We start from the raw sequence: 24038 nt of genomic DNA, 5'->3' as shown, positions 1-24038 counted from the left end.
GTAAAAATGGCAAATCTGAAATCATTAGCAAAAGACACGGCTATCTATGGCCTTTCGAGCATTGTGGGTAGATTCTTGAACTACCTGATGGTGCCACTCTATACCTATACACTGAAGAGTTGTGCCGATTACGGCATCTACAATGATATCTATGCCCAAACAGCGCTGTTGATGGTGCTGCTTACGTTTGGTATGGAAACCACCTTCTTCCGCTTTATGAATAAGGAAGAGGGCGACAAGATGCGCGTGTACAGCACGGCGCTTATGATGGTTGGTGGCGTTTGCCTCACGTTTGCCGCGCTGGTACTGCTGTTTATCAACCCCATCGCCAGCGTGCTCGACTATCCCAACCACAAGTGGTACGTAGGCATGATGTTTGTTACCGTGGCACAGGATGCCTTCCAGGCCATCCCCTTTGCCTATCTGCGCTACAAGCACAAGCCACTTAAGTTTGCATCGCTCAAGTTGCTCTTTATATTTATGAGCGTTACGCTGAATGTGGTGGCTTACTGGCTGATGCCGAAGATCAACCCCGAGTGGCAGATACACATCGGTTATGCCTTTGCCATCAACCTGCTGTGCACCACTATTATTTCGTTCTGCCTCATCAGCGAGCTGGTGGGCTTTAAGTGGCAGTTCGACGGTCAGAAGTGCAAGCAGATGCTTAGCTATTCGTGGCCTTTGCTGGTACTGGGTATTGCAGGCATACTGAACCAGGTGGCCGGACAGATTCTGCTACCACGTATCCTCGACTCTGAAGAGGGTCGCCATCAGTTAGGTATCTATGGCGCCTGCATCAAAATTGCAATGATAATGGCCCTTATTACCCAGGCCTTCCGCTTTGCCTACGAGCCCATCGTGTTCGGTTCGGCCAAGGATAAGAACAGCAAGGAACTGTATGCCAAATCGATGAAGTTCTTTATCATCTTTACGCTGTTGGCATTCCTGTGTGTAATGGGTTATATCGATATATTCAAGTATCTGGTGGGCGACAAGTTCCGCGAGGGACTGGGCATTGTGCCGATAGTCATGATGGCCGAGATATTTATGGGCATCTACTTCAACTTGTCGTTCTGGTACAAGCTTATCGACAAGACCATCTATGGCGCTTGGTTCTCGCTGGCAGGCTGCGCTGTGCTGTTTGCCGTTAACGTTATCTTCATCCCCCAGATAGGCTACTGGGCCTGCGCGTGGGGCGGACTGGCTGGCTACGGCACAGCTATGGTGCTGAGCTATCTGGTTGGTCAGAAGCAGAACCCTATCCCCTATCCTATGAAGGATATCGTTATTTACTTTATCGCCGCAGGCGCCTTCTTTGCCCTGATGAAATGGGGCGAGCAGCGACTGCCTGCCTGGGCATCACTCATCTGGAACAGCCTGATGATTTTAGGCTTCATCTACCGCATTATCAAAACCGATATGCCGCTGAGCAGCCTGCCCGTTATCGGAAAGAAATTCAAAAAATAATATAGCAAAAATGAAGAAAATCCTAGTTTCTCTAGTAAGTCTAGTTGCACTAGCAAATCAAGTCCACGCCGACGAGGGCATGTGGACACTTTACAACCTGCCCAATGCCGTTTACGAAACCATGAAGCAGGAGAACTATGAGTTGCCTTATGGCGCACTGTATTATGGCGACGATGCCGTTAAGAACTGCGTGGTAAACTTTGGCGGATTCTGCTCGGGTGTAGTAGTATCGCCCGATGGACTGGTGTTTACCAACCACCACTGCGGTTTCGAGGCCATCCGCTCGCACTCTACCGTTGAGCACGATTACATGCTTAACGGCTTTGTGTCGAACTCGTTCGAAGAGGAGCTGCCCAACGAGGGGCTGTTTGTAAGCTTTATGATTGAGCAGAAGGATGTAACAGCCTATCTCGACTCATTAGGACTTAACAACCAGCCACAGAGCAAGCGCGCCCAGTTTGTAGATTCTATCGAGAACGCTATGCTGAAGGACATCCGCAAGCAGGATTCTACCCTGCGCATCGAGCTCAAGCCTTTCTACGAGGGTAACCGCTACTTCCTTACTACCTATCGCGACTATGAGGATGTACGCCTGGTATTCGCCCTGCCTAAGTCGATGGGTAAGTTTGGTGGCGAGACTGACAACTGGATGTGGCCCCGACAGACTTGCGATTTCTCAGTATTCCGCATCTACGTAGATCCAAAGACTGGCGGCCCCGCCAAGTACTCAAAGGATAACGTGCCTTACCACCCAAAGAAGTGGGCACCTGTATCGCTGCAAGGTTATGTGCCAGGTTCGTTCTCTATGACCATCGGCTATCCTGGCAGCACCAACCGTTACCTCTCAAGCTATGGTATCCGCGAGCGTCGCGACGCTGAGAACGAGCCACGCTATAAAACACGTGAGGTTAAGCAGGACATTATGATCCGCCACATGCGCGCCGACGAGGCTGTACGTATCAAGTACGACTCAAAGTACGCCCAGAGCTCAAACTACTGGAAGAACTCTATCGGTATGAACAAGTGTATCGATTCTATCGGATTGATTAAGCAGAAGGCTGAGTTCGAGCAGAAGATACGCTGCTGGCAGGATTCAACGGGATTCCTGAAGGGCAAGTTGGACTTCGACCTGCTGGAGCGCCTGTACGCCAAGCAGTTCAAGGCCATTAAGGCACTCACCTACTTTAGCGAAACCTTTGGCGGCCGTAGCGCCGACGAGCTTACACGCCGCGCTTATCGCTCGCAGAACGGCGCCATCGTTAAGGGCGACGAGAATAAGCCCAAGAGCCAGTACATCGAATTTAAAGATAATAGCGATGAGTGGGACGAGGCTACCGATAAGGAGATTCAGGCTGCAGCCATGAAGTTCTATCGCACTCAGGTCGAGGAGCAGTATCTGCCCAGCTTCTATCAGGTGGTTGACCGCGACTTTGGCGGCGACTATCAGAAATATATCGACTATCTGTTTAAGAAGTCGCAGCTGATGAAGAACGGTAAGAAGATCTTCATCAACAAAAAGAGCTTCCAGAAGGATCCCGGCGTGGCCTTTGGCGAGAGTCTTAACAACACCCTGGCCGACATTATTGCCCAGGCTACCGAGGTTTACGACAGCATCGCCGTACAGGAGCGCTACCTGTGTGCCGCCAAGCTGCGCATGGAGGAGGATATGCCTAACTACTCAGACGCCAACTTTACCATGCGCCTCTCGTACGGTCAGGTAGGCGAGTACCTGCTGGCCGGCAAGCCATCAGGCTATTACACCACAGCCGAGAGCATTGTTGAGAAGATGAACCGCGGCGAGCAGGGCGTTATCGACTACGAGGCCGAGCCTATCATGAAGCAGCTGCTCTCTAAGAAGGATTTTGGTAAATATACCGATAAAACCACAGGCAAGATGCACCTTTGCTTCCTGTCGAACAACGACATCACCGGTGGTAACTCTGGTTCGCCTATGTTCAACGGCAAGGGCGAGCTCATCGGCCTGGCTTTCGACGGCAACTGGGACAGCCTGAGCTCTGACATCTTCTTCGACAAGCAGCTGGCCCGCTGCATTGGCGTTGATATCCGCTACGTGCTGTACATGATGGAAAGCTGGGGCAAAGCCGACCGCCTGATTAAAGAGATTGGTGCCAAGTAAACATTAGCACTTACGATGATAAAAGCCAGTGTGGACTACCTGATGGTAATCCACACTGCTTCTTTTCGGGCCTTGGCTTCGATGATTTTCTGCTTCAGCTCGTACACCCATTTACGACTCTCGAACAACCGCCCCACGCGCTGGTTGCGCCCCAGCAGTATGCAGCCCTGCGTGTCGGCCACGGTGTTGCCAAAGTGTATGCGTATGCCCTGCCACAGGCGGTTGAAATCCTGACCGCCCAACAGCAACGGTAGCCACTTGTTGAACTTTGGCGAGTAGGTAATAACTACTGCGTAGCGGCCTTCGGGGATGGCCACGGGCTTGATAGATTTAAGTTTTACGGGCGAACGCAGCACCGAAGCCAGCAATACGGTGGTTTTGGTTTGGATGACAGGCGGTTCGAGGGTATCGCAAAAATACACCTCGCGCTCACCTGCCAGATAGGCGTCGTCGATGCGTTCTACAATGGCCAGCCTGCCTATCGTGTACTGCTGGCGCTTAGCTATGCGTGTTAATATTATCTCCATATGCTAAATTACTTAATGTCACAAAGTCAAACGTCACAATTTCCTAATTTACGCCAGTGCGTGCGGTCGGTTTTCTCAATCCACTGGTCGCGATACCAGCGCGAAATGATTTTTCGCAGCCCGGCTTCGCCGCAGAATCCTCGCTTCAGCGCGCGCAAATCGTCCATGGTAAACGTAGGTGCCAGCTGGTCGAAGATAGAGTGGTTAGAGCCATAGCGCACACCCTCGTCGCGGGCATCCAGGAACTGACTTTCCAGCGCCTCGCCAAAGGCCTTTATCTGCTGTTGCAGGCAGTATTCGGCCATCATGAGTGCAAACTCCATGCAGGCCTTGCTCTCCTTACTGCAACCGCTCAGCAGGTGAAACACCACGCCACAGCGGAAGCCGATTACGGCAGCACGCTTGCGATAGGTGTCCTTCACGTGGTCGATATCCTTGGCAGCCTCAACACGCTTCTGTTCTACCCAGCCCTCGATGGCTCGGCGCAGGCGGGGCGTATCAACCAGTCCGGTGTAGCTGCGCAAGCGGCTTACGGCCTGTTGTATCCTGGCCACATCCTCGTCCGAACGCTTACGGAACTTGGGCATCTTGGCAAAGCTGCTGTCGGGCATTTCGGCCACCAGCACTCGGCTCGAGAGTCCGTTTTCTACGTTATCGGCCTTAAAGCACTTGCGCAGGGCGCCGTTGGTGCCCAGCATGGTCCAGTTGTAAGCCACGTTTACCACGCCGCTCTCGGCGGCATCGCTGTTGTAATCCTGTCCCCACTCGCCATGGTCGAAACCCAAGCGATAGATATCGTATTTGCTCGACCATGAGCCGGCGCCATTGGTTTTGCGTAGCGTATCCAGTTCCTCGCCAAAGCTATACAGCGTGTGGTTCTGAGCATTCTTAAAGCGCTTAAGCAGGGTTGAGCAGCTAACGGTTACGGGCACCACGCGGATTAATACGTGTGGATCGTCGGGCGCCTTCTCGTTGGCTTTTCGCCCTTTTTTGCGCTCCTTCCACTCCTCTTCGCGCTTGCGGGCCAAGGCATCCTCTTCGTCGAGCTGCCGTTTCCATATGTCAACAGCATTCTTTACTACCGATTTGTTACTGGCCTGGTCGCCGCGGATTATCGACATCAGTCCTAAGCGCTGGGTGTTGCCGTCGCAATACTCTACCGTTACCTGGTCGGCATAGGCCGCCGCAATGGGCAGCACGCCGCACAGCACGGGCAGGTGCATACTTACGGGCACACCTACCAACGACTCTTTCAATCCGATGGGCAAAGCTTTTACGTTTACCTTTACGCCCGTTTCCAGTGCGGTGGCTTCGGCATCGTCGATTTCGTCGGGCGAGATACCCATTTCCAGTGCATCCAGTATCTGCTGCATTACTTTGCTAACGCCCTTGGGTTCCTCCTTACAGGCCGAATCAACTACCGATTTCAGTTCGGCATCGGTCAGTCCGAAACGGGGCATCACCTGCATCAGCACCTCTTTCTTATTATCGCAGATGGCGCGCAGGTTTACTGCCAGCTTGTGCAGTTTTACGTTACGCTCGCCCTCGGCCGGTTCGCCCCCGTTGCGGTGCCACCACTCGGCTATGATAGAGCTATAGGGTATGCCTTTAAATTCTTTTTGGCACGGATTCTTGGACGAGCCAAGCGGCAAAGCCGAGCGAACACAGCTCTCTTTTAGAGAGACGCTGCTTTTTTCAACAGCACAGTCAGCCGTGTTTTCTTTAGAAGCCGTGTCATCCGTGCCTATATTAAACAGCCGCTCGCTTACGTAGCGAGTATGGTCATCGGGCACCATGTAGATACACCTCGATACATCTTTTACGGCTGCATCGGGCGCAAATCCCGTAGCCTGCTGCATCAGCTGCTGAGCCGTTTCGGGCGTCATCCCATCCGGCAACTCCACCAGCACATGGGTGCCACGACGAACCGATTCCTCGATGAGCAGCGGCACCAGTGGCGACTTTTCCAACAATCGGGCACAGATTTCATCGGTATGCCCCTTCTCGTCAAAGTCAAGCATCAGCCGGTTAAGTGGCTTGATGGCATCGGCTATGGCTCGATGGTTGTTGGCGAATTCCGCGCAATGCGGTGTCCACACCGGCAAACGATGCTTCAACTCGTCGTCACCTTTCTCTATACGTGCGCACATCTGCGCGAGCCACGATTCGCGGCGCAGATTTTCCCAGTCTTCCTTGGTGGCAGGGAGGCAAGGAGCGCCGTGCCCCTTGCCAATACATGTAAATTTAATGGTGCTGATTATTGCTGATTCCATAAACAATCCTCCTTCCTTGTTTTAAAGTACGACATTACCTGATCGGCTTCCTCCTCATAGAGCGCCTTGGTTAGCGCCAATCCGTAGCGGCGCGGAAACTTAAACTCTACTATCAGCTGTTCGCGGTCGGGATGGCGCTGCTTGCGCTGGGGCACTATCTTTACGATGCCGTGCGCCGTTTCAAACAGCGTCTGATAGAGTGGTCCTCGACTGCCTGTACGCTTGGCCTTTACACGGGTCTGCCCATCGGGCATCACCTCAAGGTTGGCGCGGTAGTAAACGGGCTTGCCGTCTGTAAGCTCCACATCCTGCTCCCAGGGGCAGGGCTGGATATTAATATCACCATTAACCATAAAGTTAACGTTACCGTCCATCTGGACGTTCTGCTGTAAAAGCTGTTTTGTAAGAAATTCTTTTCGCATTTTTTGAACGATTTAGCGAGTGAAGAAGCCTTGCGAAACGCTGGCCAGCTTTAACTCATGAGATTTCTTCAGCTCACTTCGCTCAAGTTAATACTGTTGTTAATTGTTAGGGTTCGACTATCCTTTTGGGTTAGAACTTGTGGTTCACGAAGCGATAATCCTTCTTCGAAGCGTAAGGCATCTGGCATCGATTTATCAGCGACATCTGTCGACGTGAATTCTCAGCCATAATACCTCGTGCAATTACAATGTGATTACGTGTACGACTCATAATTACTTTTTATTTAACGTCGCCTCCTTAAAGCGACCTTTAGTGAATACTATAGTTTTCTTAGTTATCTTTCCTCCTTTCTTTTCTCCCTCCTGCCTTCAGTGTGGGTGGTTGTCTCAGCATGTCAAAGAACGCTTGTCAATCAAATTTTGACGATGCAAAGGTAAGACGATTTTAGCTAATAAAAAAGATTATCCGCTCATAAACTATTGATTTACAAGTAATTACAAGTTTGTACAAGTTGTACACAAGTTTTTGTACAAGTATAGATACAAAAAAAAGGAACCGACAAGTGCCGATTCCTTAGTTTAAATGCTTTTAGGCAGTAATTATTTTACCTGCATATTCCAGTTAGATTCCGTTTTTGTATAAATTTCATAGTCGTGCAACACCTGCCACAAGTCGCGATGACTGGATAGTTGCGATATTTTTTTATCGCATACCAACTGGTTTACCTTGTTGGTAATCTGCGTAGGCTTCATACCTTTAATGCTCACAAGAAACTCTCTTGCCGCTTCTATCTGTCCATAAAATATGGGCGCCAGTTTCTCAACCACTTCTTGTTGCTGCTTTGTGTCTAATTGTGCATCTGTATGCTGCTCAAGCCATGCCATAGAAAGCATACCAATGGTTTGAATCTTTAGTTTGGGCAGCGACAACTCTGCAATCTCCCAAACCTCGCTAACCGCCTTCTCCACCTGATGGCCGTGGATTTCCCAGAACTCATAAGTCTCACCTATACCAATACGCCTGATGGCTGCGTCGCGTTGAACGTCCGCATCAGCAGCATCTGCTGCTGACTGTAGCTGCTGCTGTTGAGTGAGCCACGCCTCATCGTGCATAAGTGTAGAAAGCCATTCCGAAGCCGACTTGTAGTCGCTACGATTACTACTCATCATAAGGCCTCGTCCTCCCCACGCCAACAACCTTTAGCGCAACTTTCGGCATGAGCCATCAAATAAGCGAACTCTAACGAATCGTCGGCTATCCAACCTTCAGCCAAATACTCAGCACGAACCTCACGAACCTTCTTGGCAAAGAGTTTCATCGCCTCAGGTCCAAACGGATTGTTGCCTACCATTCGCCCATACACATCGCTGTCCATATATTTGTAGAGTGCCTTTGCAGCCTTCAGCACATCCTTATCAAACAGGTTGGGCACCAAGCCATATATTTCGTCGTGAAGCAGTATTATATCGGGCCTTAACCTCTTCTTGCGCCCCTGTTTCCAATGCTCATCTATACGTATCAACTCGTCAAGAATAATCTTAACATAGGTACGCGAGGGCATTTCTGTTCTCTCAGGTTCGCGTATCAGTTTGGCATATTCTACCGAAAAAAGTTCGGCCAGAGCATCTTGCGCAGGCTGGTAGCGGCCACATGCATACACAGCGGTAGCATGCTTCTTCATAATATACGCCGTGTGCATTGCTATGTTTTCATATTCGGTTGTGGTAAGCCATTCTACTAACTGCTTGTTTGATACCCAGAAATTGTTCTCCACACCGAAAGCTTCATTCAAGTCGAACGTAAAGTGCAGGCTCAGGTCGTGGCACAAACCTGCCACTTCCAGTATCAATCGCAGGCGCGCCATTTCCTTATCCGTCAGCGTTTGCTGATCCTGTAGCGACAGCAACGGATTTACGGGATAGTCAGAACCTTTCTGTGACACACCGTCCAACCACGGCATCGGTTTTCTCCCTTCGTCGGCTGTCCAGAATATATCCGACAACAGCAGAGCCAATAACGTAGCCCCGTGCACCGTTGCCAGTAAACGCTCAACCTGCGCAAGCGCGTAAGCCCTGCGTTCTTCACCCTCCAAACGGCTGGCCTTATCCAAGCCCGCCCCCTTAAAATAATCTTTCTCAATCCATGCCAGCACCTCCCTGGCAGTTTTTAACTGTGTCATAGTTGCTCATTCTAATTTTTTAAGACTACAAAAATAAGCATTCTATCTTATATCGCAATCATTCTGCCCGAATTTTATAGCTTTTTAATGATTCGTTTTGTACTCTGTGACTTGGACTTTGTGACATTAAGGAGGTACGATAATGGTGGCGGTGTGTACTTAAAAATAATATAATTATATTATATTATTTTTAAACTATACTTATGGGTTGTAGCTGCGATTTGCGAGGGGGGCTTATTGTCACAGAATCACAGTCACAAAGTAGGCGGGGCAGTTGCGATTGGCAAACGATACATTTGCGAGGGCCAAAAATAATGTTTGCGAAGCGTAAATGTAGCGTTAACAAATTTTTGCAATGCATAAGGCCTCAGATTAGGAATCGCAGCAAAAATATTGTATCTTTGTAGCGTCAAAAAAACAACATTAGTATTAACCATTTAAATTTTAACCATTATGAGTGTATTTTATCGTAAGTATCAGAACAAGAACAAGCAGAGTGCCGTGTACGGACATTGGTTTGCACGCGCCGTAACCATCGGCAAGACCGTCGACCTCGACGAGCTGGCCAAGCACATGTCGAGCCACAACACGCCCTACTCTAAGGGAGCCATCAAGGGTATGCTTACCGACATGGTAGAGTGCATACGCGAGCTGGTGCTGGAGGGCAAGGCCGTTAAGCTGCCTAACCTGGCAATCTTCTCGGCAGGCATCGGGACGGCCAAGGGCGGAGCCCTGAAGAGCGAGGATTTCTCGACCACCAAGCACATCAGTAGCGTGTACCTGCGCGCACGTGCCACCGGCGAGTTTACACGACAGGAGCTTACCAAGGCCGGCAACGTAACCGAGCTGCCTAAGAACTTTACCGACTACACCGAGGCCGACAACGAGCCCACCAATCAGGGCAGCGGCAGCCAGAGCGGTAACACAGGCGGAGGTTCAACAAACCAGGGCGGTAATACCGGCGGAGGCGGAAATCCCGGCGGCAGCGGCGGCAGCGACATGAACTAACAAAAGAAAGGAGGTGAACTATGAGTAAGAAGGAAACCATGAAGTTTATCCTGCAGATGATTGCATCGATAGCCACTGCGATTGTAACGGCACTGGGCGCCACCAGTTGTGTAGCCAGCCTGTAAACCTTAACCAGCCCCCAAAGAGCCAAAAACTCTTGGGGGCTTTTTTGAGCTGCTTAGCAACCGCAAAGAGTTTTAATGTCGGCTAAGCTGTTGGCCACTTTGATGTACTGGTGCCAATCGCCGCGAATCATGCCGCGGGCCTGCAGATCGTCCATCAAGGCTATCAGCTGATTCCAGAAGCTTTTCATGTTATAAAGGATCACAGGCTTGTGGTGATAGCCGATGGTGGCCGATGCGGCAACAGTAAACACCTCGTCGAGCGTGCCGATACCGCCTGGCAGGGCGATAAACACATCGCTCTGGTCCATCATCAACTGCTTGCGGTCGGTCAGGTTATCGCAAGGTATCTCTATCTCTACGTAATCGCTGGTGCGTCCCGTTTCTTCAACCTTGGTAGGCACCACACCGATGGTACGGCCACCAGCCGTTTTGGCAGCCTTGGCCACACACTCCATCAGGCCCTGGTTAACACCGCCATACACTATGCTATGACCGCTCTCGGCAGCCCACTTGCCAAGCTCCTCGGTAAGCGTAAAAAACTCGGCATCAATCTGCTCGTTGGCAGAACAAAACACACATATTTTCATAATGCTTGCAAAATTACAAATTATTTTGTATCTTTGCAAACGATTATGTACAAATAAACAAAATTATTATGCGAAAACTATTTTTATCATTAGCAATGATGACAGGCATTGCAACGAGTTATGCACAGCAGAAGCTGGTGCTTTACTACTCAGAGAATGGTACAACCAAGACCGTAGCCGAGGAAATTCAGAAACAACTGGGTGCCGACATCGAAGCTGTAGAGGCTGTTGAGCCTTATACAGGCGATTTTCAGGCAACCATCCAGCGTGGCAACAAGGAGCGAGCTAACGGCGAGTGGCCAACTATCAAGCCCCTTACAAAGAATCTGAGTAAGTACGATGTTATCTTTTTAGGATACCCCATTTGGTTTGGCACCTACGCCAACCCGATTGTAACCCTGCTGAACGGGCAGGATTTTGCAGGTAAGACGATTGTGCCATTCTGCACCTTTGGCAGCGGCGGACTGAACACATCATCGGCCGACCTGAAAAAGGCGCTGCCCAAGGCTAAGATAGCACAGGGCTATGGCGTACGCACAGCCCGTGTGGCCAAGGCAGCCAAGGAGCTGGACCGTTTCCTGACAGAGAACGGCTACAAGAAGGGCCAGGTAAAAGCCCTGCCAGCCTATACAGCACAGAAGCCCGTAACCGATGCCGAGAAAGCACTGTTTGATGCAGCCTGCTCGAGCTATCAGTTCCCTCTCGGCACACCTCAGACAGTAGGTAAGCGCGAAACGCCCGATGCCACCGACTATGAGTTTAAGGTAAAAAGTCGCGGCATGAACGGCGAAGAGGCTACCTCGACCATCTACGTAACCGTAGAAAAGGGCGGCAAGCCAGAATTTACAGAAGTAGTAAGATAAATTTATTTGATGAAGACATTTGAAGAATTAGGCGTTTGCGAGCAGATTCGCAAAGCCATCGAAGAGTTAGGGTTTGTACATCCCATGCCTGTACAGGAGGCAGTTATACCATACCTGCTGGGCAACGAAAATGATGTTATAGCCCTGGCACAGACTGGTACCGGAAAAACAGCAGCGTTCGGCATTCCATTGCTCGAGCGCATCGACACAACACAGCGCTACACACAGGCACTGGTGCTCTCGCCAACACGTGAGCTGTGCCTGCAGATAGCCGACGACCTGCGCGACTTTTCGAAATACATGGATGGCGTGCATGTAGAGGCCGTGTATGGTGGCGCTGCCATCGAGCCGCAGATGCGCGCTCTGAAAAAGGGTGTTGAGATTATCGTGGCCACACCTGGCCGATTGGTCGACCTGATGCATCGCGGCTATGCCCGCCTGGAGCAGGTAACAAACATTGTTCTGGACGAGGCTGATGAGATGCTGAATATGGGCTTCTCCGACAGTATCAACGAGATATTCGAAGAGCTCTCAGCCGATCATCACACACTGATGTTCTCAGCCACTATGAGCAAAGAGGTGGAGCGTGTGGCCAAGAAGTATCTGCACGACTACAAAGAGATAGTAGTAGGCAGCCGCAACGAGGGCGCCGAGAGCGTTAACCACATTTACTATATGGTGAACGCCAAGGACAAGTATCTCGCCCTAAAGCGCATTGTTGATTTCTATCCACGCATTTTTGCGATTATCTTCTGTCGCACTAAGGTTGAGACACAAGAGGTGGCCGACAAACTGATTAAGGACGGCTACAACGCCGAATCGCTGCATGGCGACCTGAACCAGCAGCAGCGCGACCAGACGATGCAGAAGTTCCGCAACCACCTGACACAACTATTGGTGGCTACCGATGTGGCTGCACGCGGACTGGACGTTGACGACTTGACGCACGTGATTAACTTCGGACTGCCTGATGACATCGAGAGCTATACCCATCGCTCAGGTCGTACAGGCCGTGCGGGCAAGAAGGGCACATCCATCTCGATTGTACACAGTCGCGAAAAGTTCAAGATCCGTAACATCGAGAAGATTATCTGCAAGGAGTTTGTAAAGGCTGAGATTCCATCGGCCGAAGAGATCTGCAAGAAGCAGCTGTATAAGGTGATGGACCAGATTGTTAAGACCGACGTTGACGACGAGGAGATTGCCCCATTCATGCAGGATATCAACCGCTACTTTGAGTATATCGACAAAGACGAGCTGATAAAGAAGATTGTATCGCTTGAGTTTGGTAAGTTCCTGGCCTACTATGCCGACGCACCAGAGATTGAGCCTGTGGTGCCAGAAAAGAAGGACCGACGCCAGCAGAGCGACAAGCAGAAGCTGCAGAACAAGCCGCAGAAGGGTTATCGCCGACTGTTTATCAACCTTGGCAAGCGCAACGGTTTCTACCCAGGTGAGCTGATGCAAACGCTGAACCGATTTGTGGGCGGACGACAGGAGGTGGGTCATATCGACCTTCTGGATAGCATATCGTACTTTGAGGTACCCGAAAAGGATGCTAAGAAGGTCATGCTACAGCTGACAGGTATCCGCTACAAGGGCCTTACCGTGCGTTGTAATGATGCTAACGACGCCAGCAAGGGTAGCGAACGACAGGGCAAGGGCGGCGAGCGTTCAGGCAAGCCCAAGCGCCAAAAGAAAGATAACTGGCGCGAGCTGATGGATAAAGCACCACGCGGTTTTAAAGGCGATGAGCCCGACTTTAGCGAAGAAGGCTGGGCCATGCGCAAGCCACGAAAGAAAAAGAAATAAAAGAAAAAAGCCTCGCGTTTTGCGGGGCTTTATTTTTATTCCATAGCAGCAAGCGCTGCCTGGTATTCTGCTTTTTTATTATCTCCAAAGGCGGTATCAACGCTGTTATTGATGCTACCACACACATTGGCTGCAAACTGCTGGGCCTCGGCTATCACCTTATCCCAGATGCCCGCATCAACGCCCTCGTGCAGCATATCACGTGTTACGCCATACTTCAGCAGTCCGTACACAAAGCCTGCATTAAAGTTATCGCCGGCGCCAATGGTACTAACCGTTTGTGTAGCCGCTACAGGATACTGCTTGGCCAAGCCACCCTGCGCACGGAACTCGATAGGCTGGGCACCCTGCGTATAGATAAAGTTCTTGCAGTAGAAGTCTATCTGCGAACGGTACACGCTATCGGCCCCCGTCTTGTTATACATATTCTCAAAATCCTCCGAGCTGCCTTTAATAATATCAGCCAGCTCAAAGTTCTCAAGGATATTAGCCGTAACCTTTACCAAATCCTTGAGATGCGACGCACGATAGTTTACATCGTAGTAAAGAATGGCGCCCTGCTCGTGTGCATACTGCAGGAATGCCAGCATCTGTGGACGTATAACAGGGTTGATGGCATAGAACGAGCCAAACATCACCACATCGTTAGGCTGGATATCAGGCGTGATAAACTCCAGACGGTCGTGGGGATGATCCTTATAAAAGATATACTCGGCATCGTTATTCTCGTTCAGAAACGCCAGAGAAACGGGCGATTTAGCCTCGGGATACACACTGATGTTCGATGCATCAACATGATTCTCCTCCAAAAAGCTGATGATGCGACGGCCCACACGGTCGTTGCCCGTTTCGCTGATAAAAGCCGCATCAACGCCGCTACGACCAAGCGATATCAGTCCGTTGAACATCGAACCGCCCGGCACAGCACCAATAGGCTGGTCGTCGCGGAAGATGATGTCCAGTATAGTTTCTCCTATTCCTATTACTTTTCTCATAATCGAATAAAAAATCGGCACTGCTTTCGCAATGCCGATCCTGTCTATATTGCTTAAAAATTAGTCAGCAACGAGTGTGAAGCGCTGGAAGGCAACGATCTTAAGATCCTTGTCCTGCTTAGCGAGCCACTGAGCAACAGTAGCCTTGTCGCCGTCGCCAAACTGGAACTCCTGGTCAACCAGGCAGTTCTCCTTCTTGAACTTCTCAACACGACCCTTAGCGATACCCTCAATCATTGGCATCTTCAGGTTAGCCTCGCCCTCAACCTTTGCATCAGCAATGATCTTACGAGCCTCGTCGGCCTGCTCCTGTGTGAGCCAGCCCTTTGACATGTTGCTCTCGATGTGATCCTCAGAATCAACCAGGTTGGGGTTCAAACCAGCCTTCTTGAGCTTCATATCAACGAACTTCTGAACCTGCTCGAGCTTAGACTTCTCAACAGCGGTCTTGTACTCCTCGTCGAGAATCTTTGGATCGATGCTCTGAGCGTCGAGAGCTACAGGCTTCATAGCAGCAACCTGCATAGCTACCAGGTGACCCTGCTCGGCAGCGGGCTTGTTGGTCTGAACCATGGTGCAGAGAGTGTTCTTTGCCATGTGGTTGTAGATCTCAATGTTCTCACCCTCGAGAGTCAGGTAGCCATCCAGCTCCATCTTCTCACCGGTGATACCAGAGCGCTGAGTAACTGCGTCCTGAACCTTCTGACCGTCAGCCAGAGTAAGCTCCTTAACAGCCTCAATATCCTTAGCCTTAGCAGCAATAGCAGCGTCGAGGATGCTCTGAGTAAGAGCAATGAAATCGGCACCGTTAGCAACGAAGTCGGTCTCACACTTCAGGGCGATCATAGCAGCGAAGCCATCAACGCTCTTAACGAGTACACAACCATTAGATGTCTCACGGTCGCTACGCTTAGCAGCAATAGCGAGGCCACGCTCACGCAGGAGCTCCTTGGCCTTGTCGAAGTCGCCCTCAGCCTCGGTCAGAGCCTTCTTTACGTCAGCCAGACCAGCGCCAGTCATTGCGCGAAGCTTCTTGATATCATCAATTGAAATAGCCATTTTATTTACAATTTTACAATTTAAAATTTTACAATTTATTACTCAGCAGCCTCCTCAGCCTTTGGCTCAGCGTCCTTGCGAGCCTTGCGTGGAGCACGCTTAGCCTTAGGCTCCTCGCCCTCAGCCTGAGCATCAGCAGCCTTCTCGTCGGCCTTCTCTACCTTACGCTCCTCGATACCCTCGGCGATAGCGGTGCAGCAGGCATTCAGGATAGCCTCTACAGAGTCCTTAGCATCGTCGTTAGCAGGGATAACGAAGTCGATATTGTTAGGATCAGAGTTAGTATCAACGATACCGAATACGGGGATACCCAGACGGTTAGCCTCGCGAACGGCAATGTTCTCCTTCAGTACATCAACTACGAAGAGTGCGCTTGGCAGACGAGTCAGATCGGCGATAGAACCCAGGTTCTTCTCGAGCTTAGCACGCTGACGTGTGATCTGCAGCAGCTCACGCTTTGAGAGGTTTGAGTAGGTTCCATCCTGCATCAGACGGTCGATGTTCGCCATTTTCTTAACGGCCTTACGGATTGTGGGGAAGTTTGTGAGCATACCACCTGGCCAACGCTCGATAACGTATGGCATGTTGATGCTTGCAGCCTTCTCAGCAACCACTTCCTTTGTCTGTTTTTTAGTAGCGACGAACAGGATTTTCTTGCCACTCTTGGCAATCTGCTTCAGGGCCTCAGCAGCCTCGTCAACCTTGGCTACTGTCTTATGCAGGTCGATGATGTGAATACCGTTACGCTCTGTGTAGATATAAGGAGCCATAGCGGGGTTCCACTTACGCTTCAGGTGACCGAAATGACAGCCAGCCTGCAGCAACTGATCAAAATTTGTTCTTGACATTTTCTTAATGCTTTTAAATTGTTTACTTTCTTTTGAATTCTTTTAACCGCTACGCTTGTAAAAGCGCTAAGGCGATTACTTTTTGTTAGAATCAGCCCGATGGTAGTCCAAAGGAATCCAGCGGGTTTAGATACTAAACTTGCGCTAAGTTCTTCAGCGGGATTAACGCTTACTGAACTGGAAGCGACGACGTGCCTTTGGACGACCTGGCTTCTTACGCTCAACCTCACGGCTATCACGTGTCATGAAACCTGCATCCTTCAGCTTCTTCTTATCCTCTTCGTTGATCTTCACCAGAGCGCGGGCAATTGCGAGACGCAGAGCCTGACTCTGACCTGTGAAACCACCTCCGTCGAGGTTTGCCTTGATGTCATACTTCTCAGCTACTTCGAGCAGTGCGAGTGGCTGCTTAACCACATACTGCAGGATAGCTGATGGGAAATATACCTCTAAATCTTTCTTGTTGATCGTAATCTTACCAGTACCCTCTGTTACGTATACACGGGCTACAGAGCTCTTACGACGACCTATTGCGTTAATTACTTCCATCTTTCCTTATTATTTATACTGGTTAATATCAATAGTCTTTGGCTGCTGAGCGGCATGTGGATGCTCGGTACCCTCATAGATGAAGAGGTTGTTCAGCAGGCTGCGGCCCAGAGGACCCTTTGGCAGCATACCCTTAACGGCATGACGCAGCATCTTGTCAACACCACCGTTCTTCTTGCGAAGCTCAGCAGGAGTATTGAAGCGCTGACCACCAGGATAACCTGTGTAGCGGGTATAAACCTTATCGGTCTCTTTCTTACCAGTGAAAACTACCTTATCGGCGTTGATAAGGATTACATTGTCACCACAGTCAACGTGTGGAGTGAAAGTTGGCTTGTACTTTCCGCGGATCAGCTTAGCTACCTTTGAAGCGAGACGACCAACAACCTGGTCTGTGGCATCGATTACCACCCACTCCTTCTTTGCTGTTTCCTTGTTTACAGAAAGTGTCTTGTAACTCAAAGTGTTCATTTTTAAATTTACTACTAAAAAACAGTTTAACTTATAATTAAATATGTACGCGCATAAACTCACTCCCAGGGTCTAACTCCCGGTTGTCAGTCTAACGTCGCAAGAAACGCTGATTCACGAACCGCCATGCCCGGCCAAAGACACCGCTATTCACACAACATTTCACGGGGATTCTAAGTCTCTCCCCTAAATCGGTGTGCAAAGGTACTAACTATTTTTATTATATAAGGTACGCGCAAAAGAAAAAAGCGTCAAATTTAGACAAATTTAACGCTTTTCTGTATTTTTAAGATTTCTTTCTTAGAAATCCATGTTATCTAACGAGTCGCTGAAGTCCTTTGGCTGTTCCTCTTTTGGAGCCTCAGTCTGCTGCTGCTCAGGACGTGGGCGGCGCTCACCATGACGCTCACCGTTACGACGATCGCCACGGTCGGGACGACGGTCACGACGCTCGCCATTACGCTCTGGGCGCTCACGACGCTCACCACGGGCAGGACGCTCAACATAATCGGCAGGCTTCTCAATCAATACACGATGAGAGAGCTTATACTTACCTGTCTTAGGATCAATCTCCAGGAGCTTAACCTGAATGTGGTCGCCCTCCTTGATACCAGCCTCTTCAACGGTCTCAAGGCGCTTCCAGTCGATCTCGCTGATGTGCAGCAGACCGTCCTTACCAGGCATAATCTCAACGAAGCATCCGTAAGGCATGATAGAACGAACCACACCGTCGTAAACCTCGCCAACCTCAGGAATAGCTACGATAGCCTTAATCTTACCGATAGCAGCATCGATGCTCTCCTTGTTAGGAGCCGACACCTGAACCTTACCAACACCCTCAACCTCGTCGATAGTGATAGTAGCGCCAGTATCCTCCTGCATCTGCTGGATAATCTTACCACCAGGGCCGATTACAGCACCGATGAACTCCTTAGGAATCTCCATCTGAACGATGCGAGGAACCTGAGGCTTCATCTCAGCACGTGGCTCAGCGATAGTATCGGTCAGGCACTTCAGGATGTGCTCACGACCAGCCTTAGCCTGCATCAGAGCCTTCTCGAGAATGTCGAAGCTCAAACCATCACACTTGATATCCATCTGAGTAGCGGTCAGACCATCCTTTGTACCAGTGGTCTTGAAGTCCATATCACCCAGGTGGTCCTCGTCGCCGAGGATATCGCTCAATACAGCGTACTTATCTTCTCCAGGATTCTTGATCAGACCCATGGCGATACCCGAAACAGGCTTCTTCATAGGAACACCAGCATCCATCAGGGCGAGTGTACCAGCACATACGGTAGCCATTGATGAAGAACCGTTAGACTCAAGAATCTGGCTTACCAGACGAACTGTGTAAGGGAAGTCCTCAGGAATCTGGCCCTTCAGTCCACGCCATGCCAGGTGACCGTGACCAATCTCACGACGACCTACGCCACGCTGGGCCTTGGCCTCACCAGTACAGAATGGAGGGAAGTTATAGTGCAGCAAGAAGCGCTGATAACCGTGCTCAAGCACATCGTCAACCATCTTTTCATCAAGCTTAGTACCCAGAGTACAGGTAGAAAGCGACTGTGTCTCACCACGAGTAAAGATTGAGCTTCCGTGAGGCATTGGCAGAGGTGAAACCTCGCACCAGATAGGACGGATCTCGTCGGTCTTACGACCATCGAGACGGATACCCTCGTCGAGGATACAACGGCGCATAGCGTCGCGCTCAACGTCATGATAGTAACGATCCATCATAGCATACTTCTCTTCCATCTCATCCTCAGTCAGGTCGGCATGCTCAGCAGCATACTTCTCCTTGAAGTCTGTCAGGATCTTCTCGAAGGCATCAGCACGGTCCTGCTTGGGCAGAGCCTGCTTGGTAACATCGTAAGCGGGCTGATACAGCTCCTTGTTCATACGCTCACGCAGCTCCTCATCGTTCACCTCGTGGTCGTACTCACGCTTAACATCCTTACCAAGTTCCTTTGAGAGTTCAGCCTGAAGCTCACACATTGGCTTAATAGCAGCCATAGCAGCCTTCAGAGCGCCGATCATATCCTGTTCTGACACCTCTTTCATCTCTCCCTCTACCATCATGATATTCTCGGCCGATGCACCAACCATGATGTCCATATCGGCGTCCTTCATCTGCTCGAAGGTAGGATCGATAACATACTCACCGTTGATACGGGCTACGCGAACCTCACTGATGGGGCACTCGAATGGGATATCCGAGCAAGCCAGAGCAGCCGAAGCAGCAAAACCTGCAAGGGCGTCGGGCTGATCAACACCATCTGCTGAGAGCAGCATTACATTCACAAATACCTCAGCGTGATAGTTCGAAGGGAAGAGTGGACGAAGAACACGGTCCACCAGTCGTGATGTCAGGATTTCGTTGTCGCTGGCTTTGCCTTCGCGCTTGGTAAATCCACCGGGGAAACGTCCGGCTGCGCTGTACTGTTCACGATAATCTACCTGCAAAGGCATAAAATCTGTTCCGGGAACTGCATCTTTTGCGGCACAAACAGTGGCGAGCAATACGGTGTTGTTCATACGCAGAACAACAGAGCCGTCGGTCTGTTTTGCCACTTTCCCGGTTTCAATGGTGATGGTACGTCCATCAGCCAATTGAAGGGTCTTTGTAATTACGTTCATCTTAATAAAACATCTAAAATATAAAAAACAGCCGCAAAGATACACATAATTATATTAATAAACGAGAAAACTCTATATTTTTTTTAATTTTTCACTATTCCTCTTCACTATTCACTAAAAAAATTATATCTTTGCACCCGCAAAACGAAATTCTAATTAGAAAAAATGAAACATATTTGTAAAGCAGCAGCCGTAGTTCTGGCTGCATTATCGATTGCCTCGTGCAACAACAATAAGTTTACCGTCGAGGGCCAGATTGCCGGCGCTAAGGATTCTGTGCTCTACTTCGAGAACGTAGGTTTGGAGGGCATTAACGTGCTCGACTCTGTAAAGCTTAACGACAATGGCGACTTCTCATTCAGTCAGGATGCCACTACAGCCCCTGAGTTCTATCGTTTGCGCATTGCCGACCAGATTATCAACGTGAGCATCGACTCTACCGAGACTGTTCAGGTTAAGGGTCAGTATCCTGGCATGGCATCGAACTACACCATCAGCGGCTCAGAGAACTGTGAGAAGATTCGCGAGTTGGCACTCAAGCAGATCGACCTGCAGGCCAAGACCATCGCGCTGCAGAGCAACACCGAGTTAGGCATCGCCAAAGCCAACGACAGCATCCAAAGCATGATCAACGCTTACAAGGAAGAGGTTAAGCGCAACTATATCTACAAAGAGCCTTACAAGGCATACGCTTATTTCGCTCTGTTCCAGGCCATCGGCAACTACCTGATTTTCAACCCTCGTGCCAACAAGGAAGATATCAAGGCCTTTGCCGCCGTTGCTACCAGCTGGGACACTTACTACCCACATGCTGAGCGCGGACAGAACCTGCACAACATTGCCATCGAGGGCATGAAGAACCAGCGTATTGTAGAGGCTCAGAATGCCGATATTCAAATTGAAGCCAGCAAGGTACAGGAGGCAGGTGTACTGGATATCGCTCTGCTCGATAACAAAGGTAATATGCGTCGTCTGACAGATTTGAAGGGACAGGTTGTACTGCTCGACTTCCATGTATTCGCTCTCAAGGACTCTCCTGCACGCATCATCCAGCTGCGCGAATTGTATAATAAATATCACGCTCAGGGATTGGAGATTTATCAGGTAAGTCTCGACAGCGACGAGCACTTCTGGAAACAGCAGACAGCAGCACTGCCTTGGATCAGCGTTCGCGACGAGGATGGCGCAGGTTCACAGCGTCTGACACTCTACAACATTCAGGCCGTTCCCGACTTCTTTATTATCGACCGCGGCAACAACCTGGTTAAGCGAGCTGCCCAGATCGCAGACCTTGAAGCAGAAATCAAAAAGCTTCTGTAAACAAAAAACCCTTCCGAAATCGGAAGGGATTTTTCTTTTTAGTACTTGCGTTTTGGATTCTTGGGGAACCAGCCTTTCTCTACACGTTTCTTTTGTGCAAACAGTTCGCCTATGCCCCATAAGGCCGAGGCGCCAAACACACCCACGATAGACGAAAGGATGGCATTCTCAATAAACAAGGCACCAGCTATACAAGCCAAGCCCACAATGAGATATACAATCCATGGACGCGTACCCCAATAATACTCGGTTTTGATAACAATCGGATGCCAGATGCCAATAGCCAGGAAAGTACTGGCAGCTATAATAATACCTGTAAAATACATATGCTACAATTTAGAAACTTTTTAACCAGGCCTTCAACTCAAAAACCATCTCGTAGTGATAGGCAAAGGTTTCGCGATACCCCCAACCATGACCACCTGTAGGATAGATATGGATTGATGCTGGTACATCGTGCTTATACAGCTGCTGATAATAGTTAAATCCATTAGCTGCAGGCACAGCCTTATCATCATCGCTCAGAGCCAAAAAGGCGCGTGGTGTGGTACGATTCACCTGCAAGTCGTTACTAAACTCAAACTCCAGCTTCTTATACTCCTTCAGCGCCTTCTTATCCTCAGGAGTCTTTCCCAAGAAGTTATCATGCGAGCCTTTATGCGTAAAGCCAGGATCCATCGTCACAACCGGATAGAAGAGTATCTGGAAATTTGGTGCAGCATCATCTTTGGCATGGGTAGCAATAGTAGAAGCCAGATGACCACCAGCCGAGAAGCCCATAATGCCCACATCATTAGGATTGATATGCCACTCAGCAGCATGACTTCGAACCGTTTTGATAGCCTCCTCGGCATCAGAGACAGGCACCATACGGTTACCATGAGGCATACGATATTTCAGTACAATCAGAGCAATACCCTGTGTATTAAAGAAAGGCGCCCACTGATGTCCCTCATGATCCATAGCCAGATGACTATAGCCACCACCAGGACAGCACACTACAGCACGACCAGTAGCCTTATTAGCATCTGGCAGATAAACAGTCAGTTCAGCCTGATCATTACCATCCGAGCTCACTACTTCTGGGCCATTTGGCCAGAGTGGCATGGTGGTAGGTTTCTGTGCAAAAATAGTTGTCGAGAGAGTCAGCAACGCTGCTGTCAATAGGATTCTAACACACTTCATTGTTTTAATAATTTTAATTTTGGCGCAAAGGTACTAAAAAAAAGCTACGGATTACGTGGTTTTTACGGATTTTTATTATCTTTGCAGGCAGAAACTTGAAACTTTACGATAAATTATGAAGAAAATCTTAGCTATTACAGCCCTTGCGTTGTTTACACTTGGCAGTCAGGCCAAAGTTAAATTGCCCCATCTGATTGGCGACAATATGATTTTACAACAGCAGACCGATGCCCGTCTGTGGGGATGGGCCAAACCTGGACAAACGGTAAAGGTAACAACCTCGTGGAGCAACGAAACGGTTACAGCCAAATCCAACAAGCAGGGCGAGTGGCTAGTAAAAGTAAAAACACCAAAAGCCAGCTACACTCCATTATCCATTACGTTCGACGATGGCGACAAACTCACTATCAACAACGTACTAGCAGGCGAGGTATGGGTATGTGCAGGTCAGTCAAATATGGAGATGCCCGTTAAGGGTTTCTGGATGTGCCCTGTAAAAGATTATAATCAGGTAGTGATTGATGCCAAGAACCATGCTGGTGTACGAAGCGTAAAGATTCCCAGCGTGATGGCAGCCACCCCCCAGAACGATGCCCAGTGCGAGTGGCGTGTATGCTCACCTAAGACTGTTGGCGATTTCTCGGCCACAGGCTATTTCTTCGCCCGCACCGTTCATCAGGCACTCGACATCCCCATCGGACTCATCGAAGCCAACAAAGGAGGTTCGCGTGTAGAAAGCTGGCTCACCAAGGAGAATCTTGAGAAATACACCAACGACCCAACCGACTCTGTTGAGATCTGCAAGAAGTGGGCCGAGTACGACTACCATCGTTCGCTACTGTGGGGCAATGGTACGTTTAATCCCATTCTGAACTTCACCGTTAAAGGCATACTCTTCTATCAAGGTTGCTCGAACGTCGGCGATCCTGGCGACCAATATTCTCAGCGTTTGAAGCTGTTGGTAGATCAGTGGCGCAGTCAGTTTGCTTTAGGAGAGATTCCCTTCTACTTTGTACAGATAGCTCCCTATCGTTACGACGATGACAACAATGCCACCAGCGGCGCCCTGTTGCGCGAACAGCAGTTCAAGGCGCAGAAGCTGATACCCAACAGTTCGCTAGTATGCACCAACGATTTGGTATACCCCTATGAATACAGTCAGATTCACCCCACCCAGAAACAGCAGGTAGGTGAGCGATTAGCCTATACAGCCTTGGTTCGCGACTATGGTTTTGAGGGCGTACTCTATCAGAGTTCAACCTTTAAGGACATGAGTATCAAAGGCGACGCTATCTACATCCACTTAGACAACAACTATCACACCGACGCGCCATTCGAAGACATTCAAGGCTTTGAGATCGCAGGCGAGGACAAGGTATTCTATCCTGCTCAGGCCCAGCACTTCTGGCAACCTGGCGGCGGCTATTGGGACGAGGCCATCAAGGTATCATCGCCCCAGGTAAAAAAGCCCGTAGCAGTACGCTATTGTTTTAAGAACTTCCAGATAGGCAACGTAAAGAACGGCGCCAATCTACCATTATTCCCATTCAGAACAGATAATTGGTAA

Annotated in this window: 23 protein-coding genes; 8 read left to right on the top strand and 15 right to left on the bottom strand. The window is 49.7% G+C overall.

What is annotated here, in order from left to right; genetic code table 11:
- Positions 1–6: 6 nt before the first annotated feature.
- Both T500_RS0102140 and T500_RS0102135 read left to right on the top strand, forming a co-directional pair.
- Positions 7–1467 carry a lipopolysaccharide biosynthesis protein gene (locus T500_RS0102140; RefSeq protein ID WP_028906750.1) on the top strand — a complete coding sequence of 487 codons (1461 nt, stop codon included), beginning with the start codon at positions 7–9 and terminating at the stop codon, positions 1465–1467.
- A 10-nt stretch (positions 1468–1477) separates the two neighbouring features.
- On the top strand, positions 1478–3604 hold the full coding sequence (locus tag T500_RS0102135) for a S46 family peptidase (protein ID WP_028906749.1): 2127 nt from the start codon (positions 1478–1480) through the stop codon (positions 3602–3604).
- Positions 3605–3639: 35 nt separating this feature from the next.
- On the opposite strand, the gene T500_RS0102130 is transcribed toward T500_RS0102135, so the two are convergent.
- The 6 genes from T500_RS0102130 to T500_RS0102105 all read right to left on the bottom strand — a co-directional run bounded on the left by T500_RS0102130 (position 3640) and on the right by T500_RS0102105 (position 9006).
- Entirely contained in the window at positions 3640–4131 is a 492-nt protein-coding gene (locus T500_RS0102130; protein ID WP_028906748.1) for a DUF5675 family protein, read from the bottom strand.
- 26 nt (positions 4132–4157) lie between these two features.
- Positions 4158–6404, bottom strand: coding sequence for a DUF3987 domain-containing protein (locus tag T500_RS14945; protein ID WP_051611828.1), 2247 nt, complete (start codon positions 6402–6404; stop codon positions 4158–4160).
- The gene (locus tag T500_RS0102120; RefSeq protein WP_155267395.1) at positions 6389–6826 is read right to left on the bottom strand and encodes a hypothetical protein; all 438 of its coding nucleotides are present in this window, start codon (positions 6824–6826) and stop codon (positions 6389–6391) included. Before T500_RS0102120 ends, T500_RS14945 begins: the two co-directional genes overlap by 16 nt.
- A 130-nt stretch (positions 6827–6956) precedes the next feature.
- A complete protein-coding gene (locus T500_RS17115; protein WP_196243453.1) occupies positions 6957–7097 on the bottom strand; it encodes a hypothetical protein in 141 nt (46 codons plus the stop codon).
- Positions 7098–7426: 329 nt separating this feature from the next.
- Positions 7427–7996: a hypothetical protein gene (locus T500_RS0102110; RefSeq protein ID WP_028906746.1), complete on the bottom strand. Its 570-nt coding sequence runs from the start codon at positions 7994–7996 to the stop codon at positions 7427–7429.
- Positions 7993–9006, bottom strand: coding sequence for a hypothetical protein (locus T500_RS0102105; RefSeq protein ID WP_028906745.1), 1014 nt, complete (start codon positions 9004–9006; stop codon positions 7993–7995). The genes T500_RS0102110 and T500_RS0102105 overlap by 4 nt, the downstream gene beginning before the upstream one ends.
- Before the next feature lie 453 nt (positions 9007–9459).
- On the opposite strand from T500_RS0102105, the gene T500_RS0102100 reads away from it, so the two are divergent.
- Positions 9460–10014 (top strand): hypothetical protein, encoded by a 555-nt coding sequence (locus T500_RS0102100; RefSeq protein ID WP_036908236.1) that lies wholly within the window; start codon positions 9460–9462, stop codon positions 10012–10014.
- A 20-nt stretch (positions 10015–10034) separates the two neighbouring features.
- The gene (locus tag T500_RS16805) at positions 10035–10139 is read left to right on the top strand and encodes a smalltalk protein (protein WP_155267394.1); all 105 of its coding nucleotides are present in this window, start codon (positions 10035–10037) and stop codon (positions 10137–10139) included.
- A 53-nt stretch (positions 10140–10192) separates the two neighbouring features.
- Here the strand turns inward: T500_RS16805 and T500_RS0102090 are convergent, their stop codons facing one another.
- Positions 10193–10726, bottom strand: a complete 534-nt coding sequence (locus T500_RS0102090; protein WP_028906743.1) for a TIGR00730 family Rossman fold protein — start codon at positions 10724–10726, stop codon at positions 10193–10195.
- A gap of 68 nt (positions 10727–10794) precedes the next feature.
- Between T500_RS0102090 and T500_RS0102085 the strand changes: the two genes are divergently transcribed.
- Positions 10795–11589 (top strand): flavodoxin, encoded by a 795-nt coding sequence (locus T500_RS0102085; RefSeq protein WP_230580819.1) that lies wholly within the window; start codon positions 10795–10797, stop codon positions 11587–11589.
- Positions 11590–11598: 9 nt separating this feature from the next.
- Complete coding sequence (locus tag T500_RS0102080) at positions 11599–13401, top strand: DEAD/DEAH box helicase (protein WP_028906741.1); 1803 nt, start codon at positions 11599–11601, stop codon at positions 13399–13401.
- 35 nt (positions 13402–13436) lie between these two features.
- On the opposite strand, the gene T500_RS0102075 is transcribed toward T500_RS0102080, so the two are convergent.
- The 6 genes from T500_RS0102075 to pnp all read right to left on the bottom strand — a co-directional run bounded on the left by T500_RS0102075 (position 13437) and on the right by pnp (position 19966).
- Positions 13437–14396 (bottom strand): carbohydrate kinase family protein, encoded by a 960-nt coding sequence (locus tag T500_RS0102075; protein ID WP_028906740.1) that lies wholly within the window; start codon positions 14394–14396, stop codon positions 13437–13439.
- Positions 14397–14456: 60 nt separating this feature from the next.
- Positions 14457–15455 (bottom strand): translation elongation factor Ts, encoded by a 999-nt coding sequence (gene tsf, locus T500_RS0102070; RefSeq protein ID WP_013064482.1) that lies wholly within the window; start codon positions 15453–15455, stop codon positions 14457–14459.
- A gap of 38 nt (positions 15456–15493) precedes the next feature.
- The gene (gene rpsB / locus T500_RS0102065) at positions 15494–16303 is read right to left on the bottom strand and encodes a 30S ribosomal protein S2 (RefSeq protein ID WP_028906739.1); all 810 of its coding nucleotides are present in this window, start codon (positions 16301–16303) and stop codon (positions 15494–15496) included.
- A gap of 162 nt (positions 16304–16465) precedes the next feature.
- Positions 16466–16852 carry a 30S ribosomal protein S9 gene (rpsI, locus tag T500_RS0102060; protein ID WP_013063558.1) on the bottom strand — a complete coding sequence of 129 codons (387 nt, stop codon included), beginning with the start codon at positions 16850–16852 and terminating at the stop codon, positions 16466–16468.
- Positions 16853–16861: 9 nt separating this feature from the next.
- Positions 16862–17323 (bottom strand): 50S ribosomal protein L13, encoded by a 462-nt coding sequence (gene rplM, locus T500_RS0102055; protein WP_013063360.1) that lies wholly within the window; start codon positions 17321–17323, stop codon positions 16862–16864.
- A gap of 300 nt (positions 17324–17623) precedes the next feature.
- Complete coding sequence (gene pnp, locus T500_RS0102050; RefSeq protein WP_028906738.1) at positions 17624–19966, bottom strand: polyribonucleotide nucleotidyltransferase; 2343 nt, start codon at positions 19964–19966, stop codon at positions 17624–17626.
- Positions 19967–20131: 165 nt separating this feature from the next.
- On the opposite strand from pnp, the gene T500_RS0102045 reads away from it, so the two are divergent.
- Positions 20132–21286: a TlpA disulfide reductase family protein gene (locus T500_RS0102045; RefSeq protein WP_028906737.1), complete on the top strand. Its 1155-nt coding sequence runs from the start codon at positions 20132–20134 to the stop codon at positions 21284–21286.
- A 38-nt stretch (positions 21287–21324) separates the two neighbouring features.
- Here T500_RS0102045 and T500_RS0102040 read toward each other — a convergent pair whose 3' ends face one another.
- Together T500_RS0102040 and T500_RS0102035 are read right to left on the bottom strand one after the other, a co-directional pair.
- Entirely contained in the window at positions 21325–21612 is a 288-nt protein-coding gene (locus T500_RS0102040) for a DUF4491 family protein (protein ID WP_028906736.1), read from the bottom strand.
- Between the two features lie 10 nt (positions 21613–21622).
- A complete protein-coding gene (locus tag T500_RS0102035; protein ID WP_028906735.1) occupies positions 21623–22471 on the bottom strand; it encodes an alpha/beta hydrolase in 849 nt (282 codons plus the stop codon).
- 115 nt (positions 22472–22586) lie between these two features.
- Here T500_RS0102035 and T500_RS0102030 point away from each other — a divergent pair, with 115 nt between their 5' ends.
- Entirely contained in the window at positions 22587–24038 is a 1452-nt protein-coding gene (locus T500_RS0102030; RefSeq protein WP_036908233.1) for a sialate O-acetylesterase, read from the top strand.

This window comes from Xylanibacter ruminicola Ga6B6, assembly GCF_000687715.1.
In the GTDB taxonomy this organism is placed as follows: domain Bacteria; phylum Bacteroidota; class Bacteroidia; order Bacteroidales; family Bacteroidaceae; genus Prevotella; species Prevotella ruminicola_B.
The sequence above is the reverse complement of the archived record's forward strand: the minus strand, read 5'-3'. Positions and strand labels throughout refer to the sequence as shown.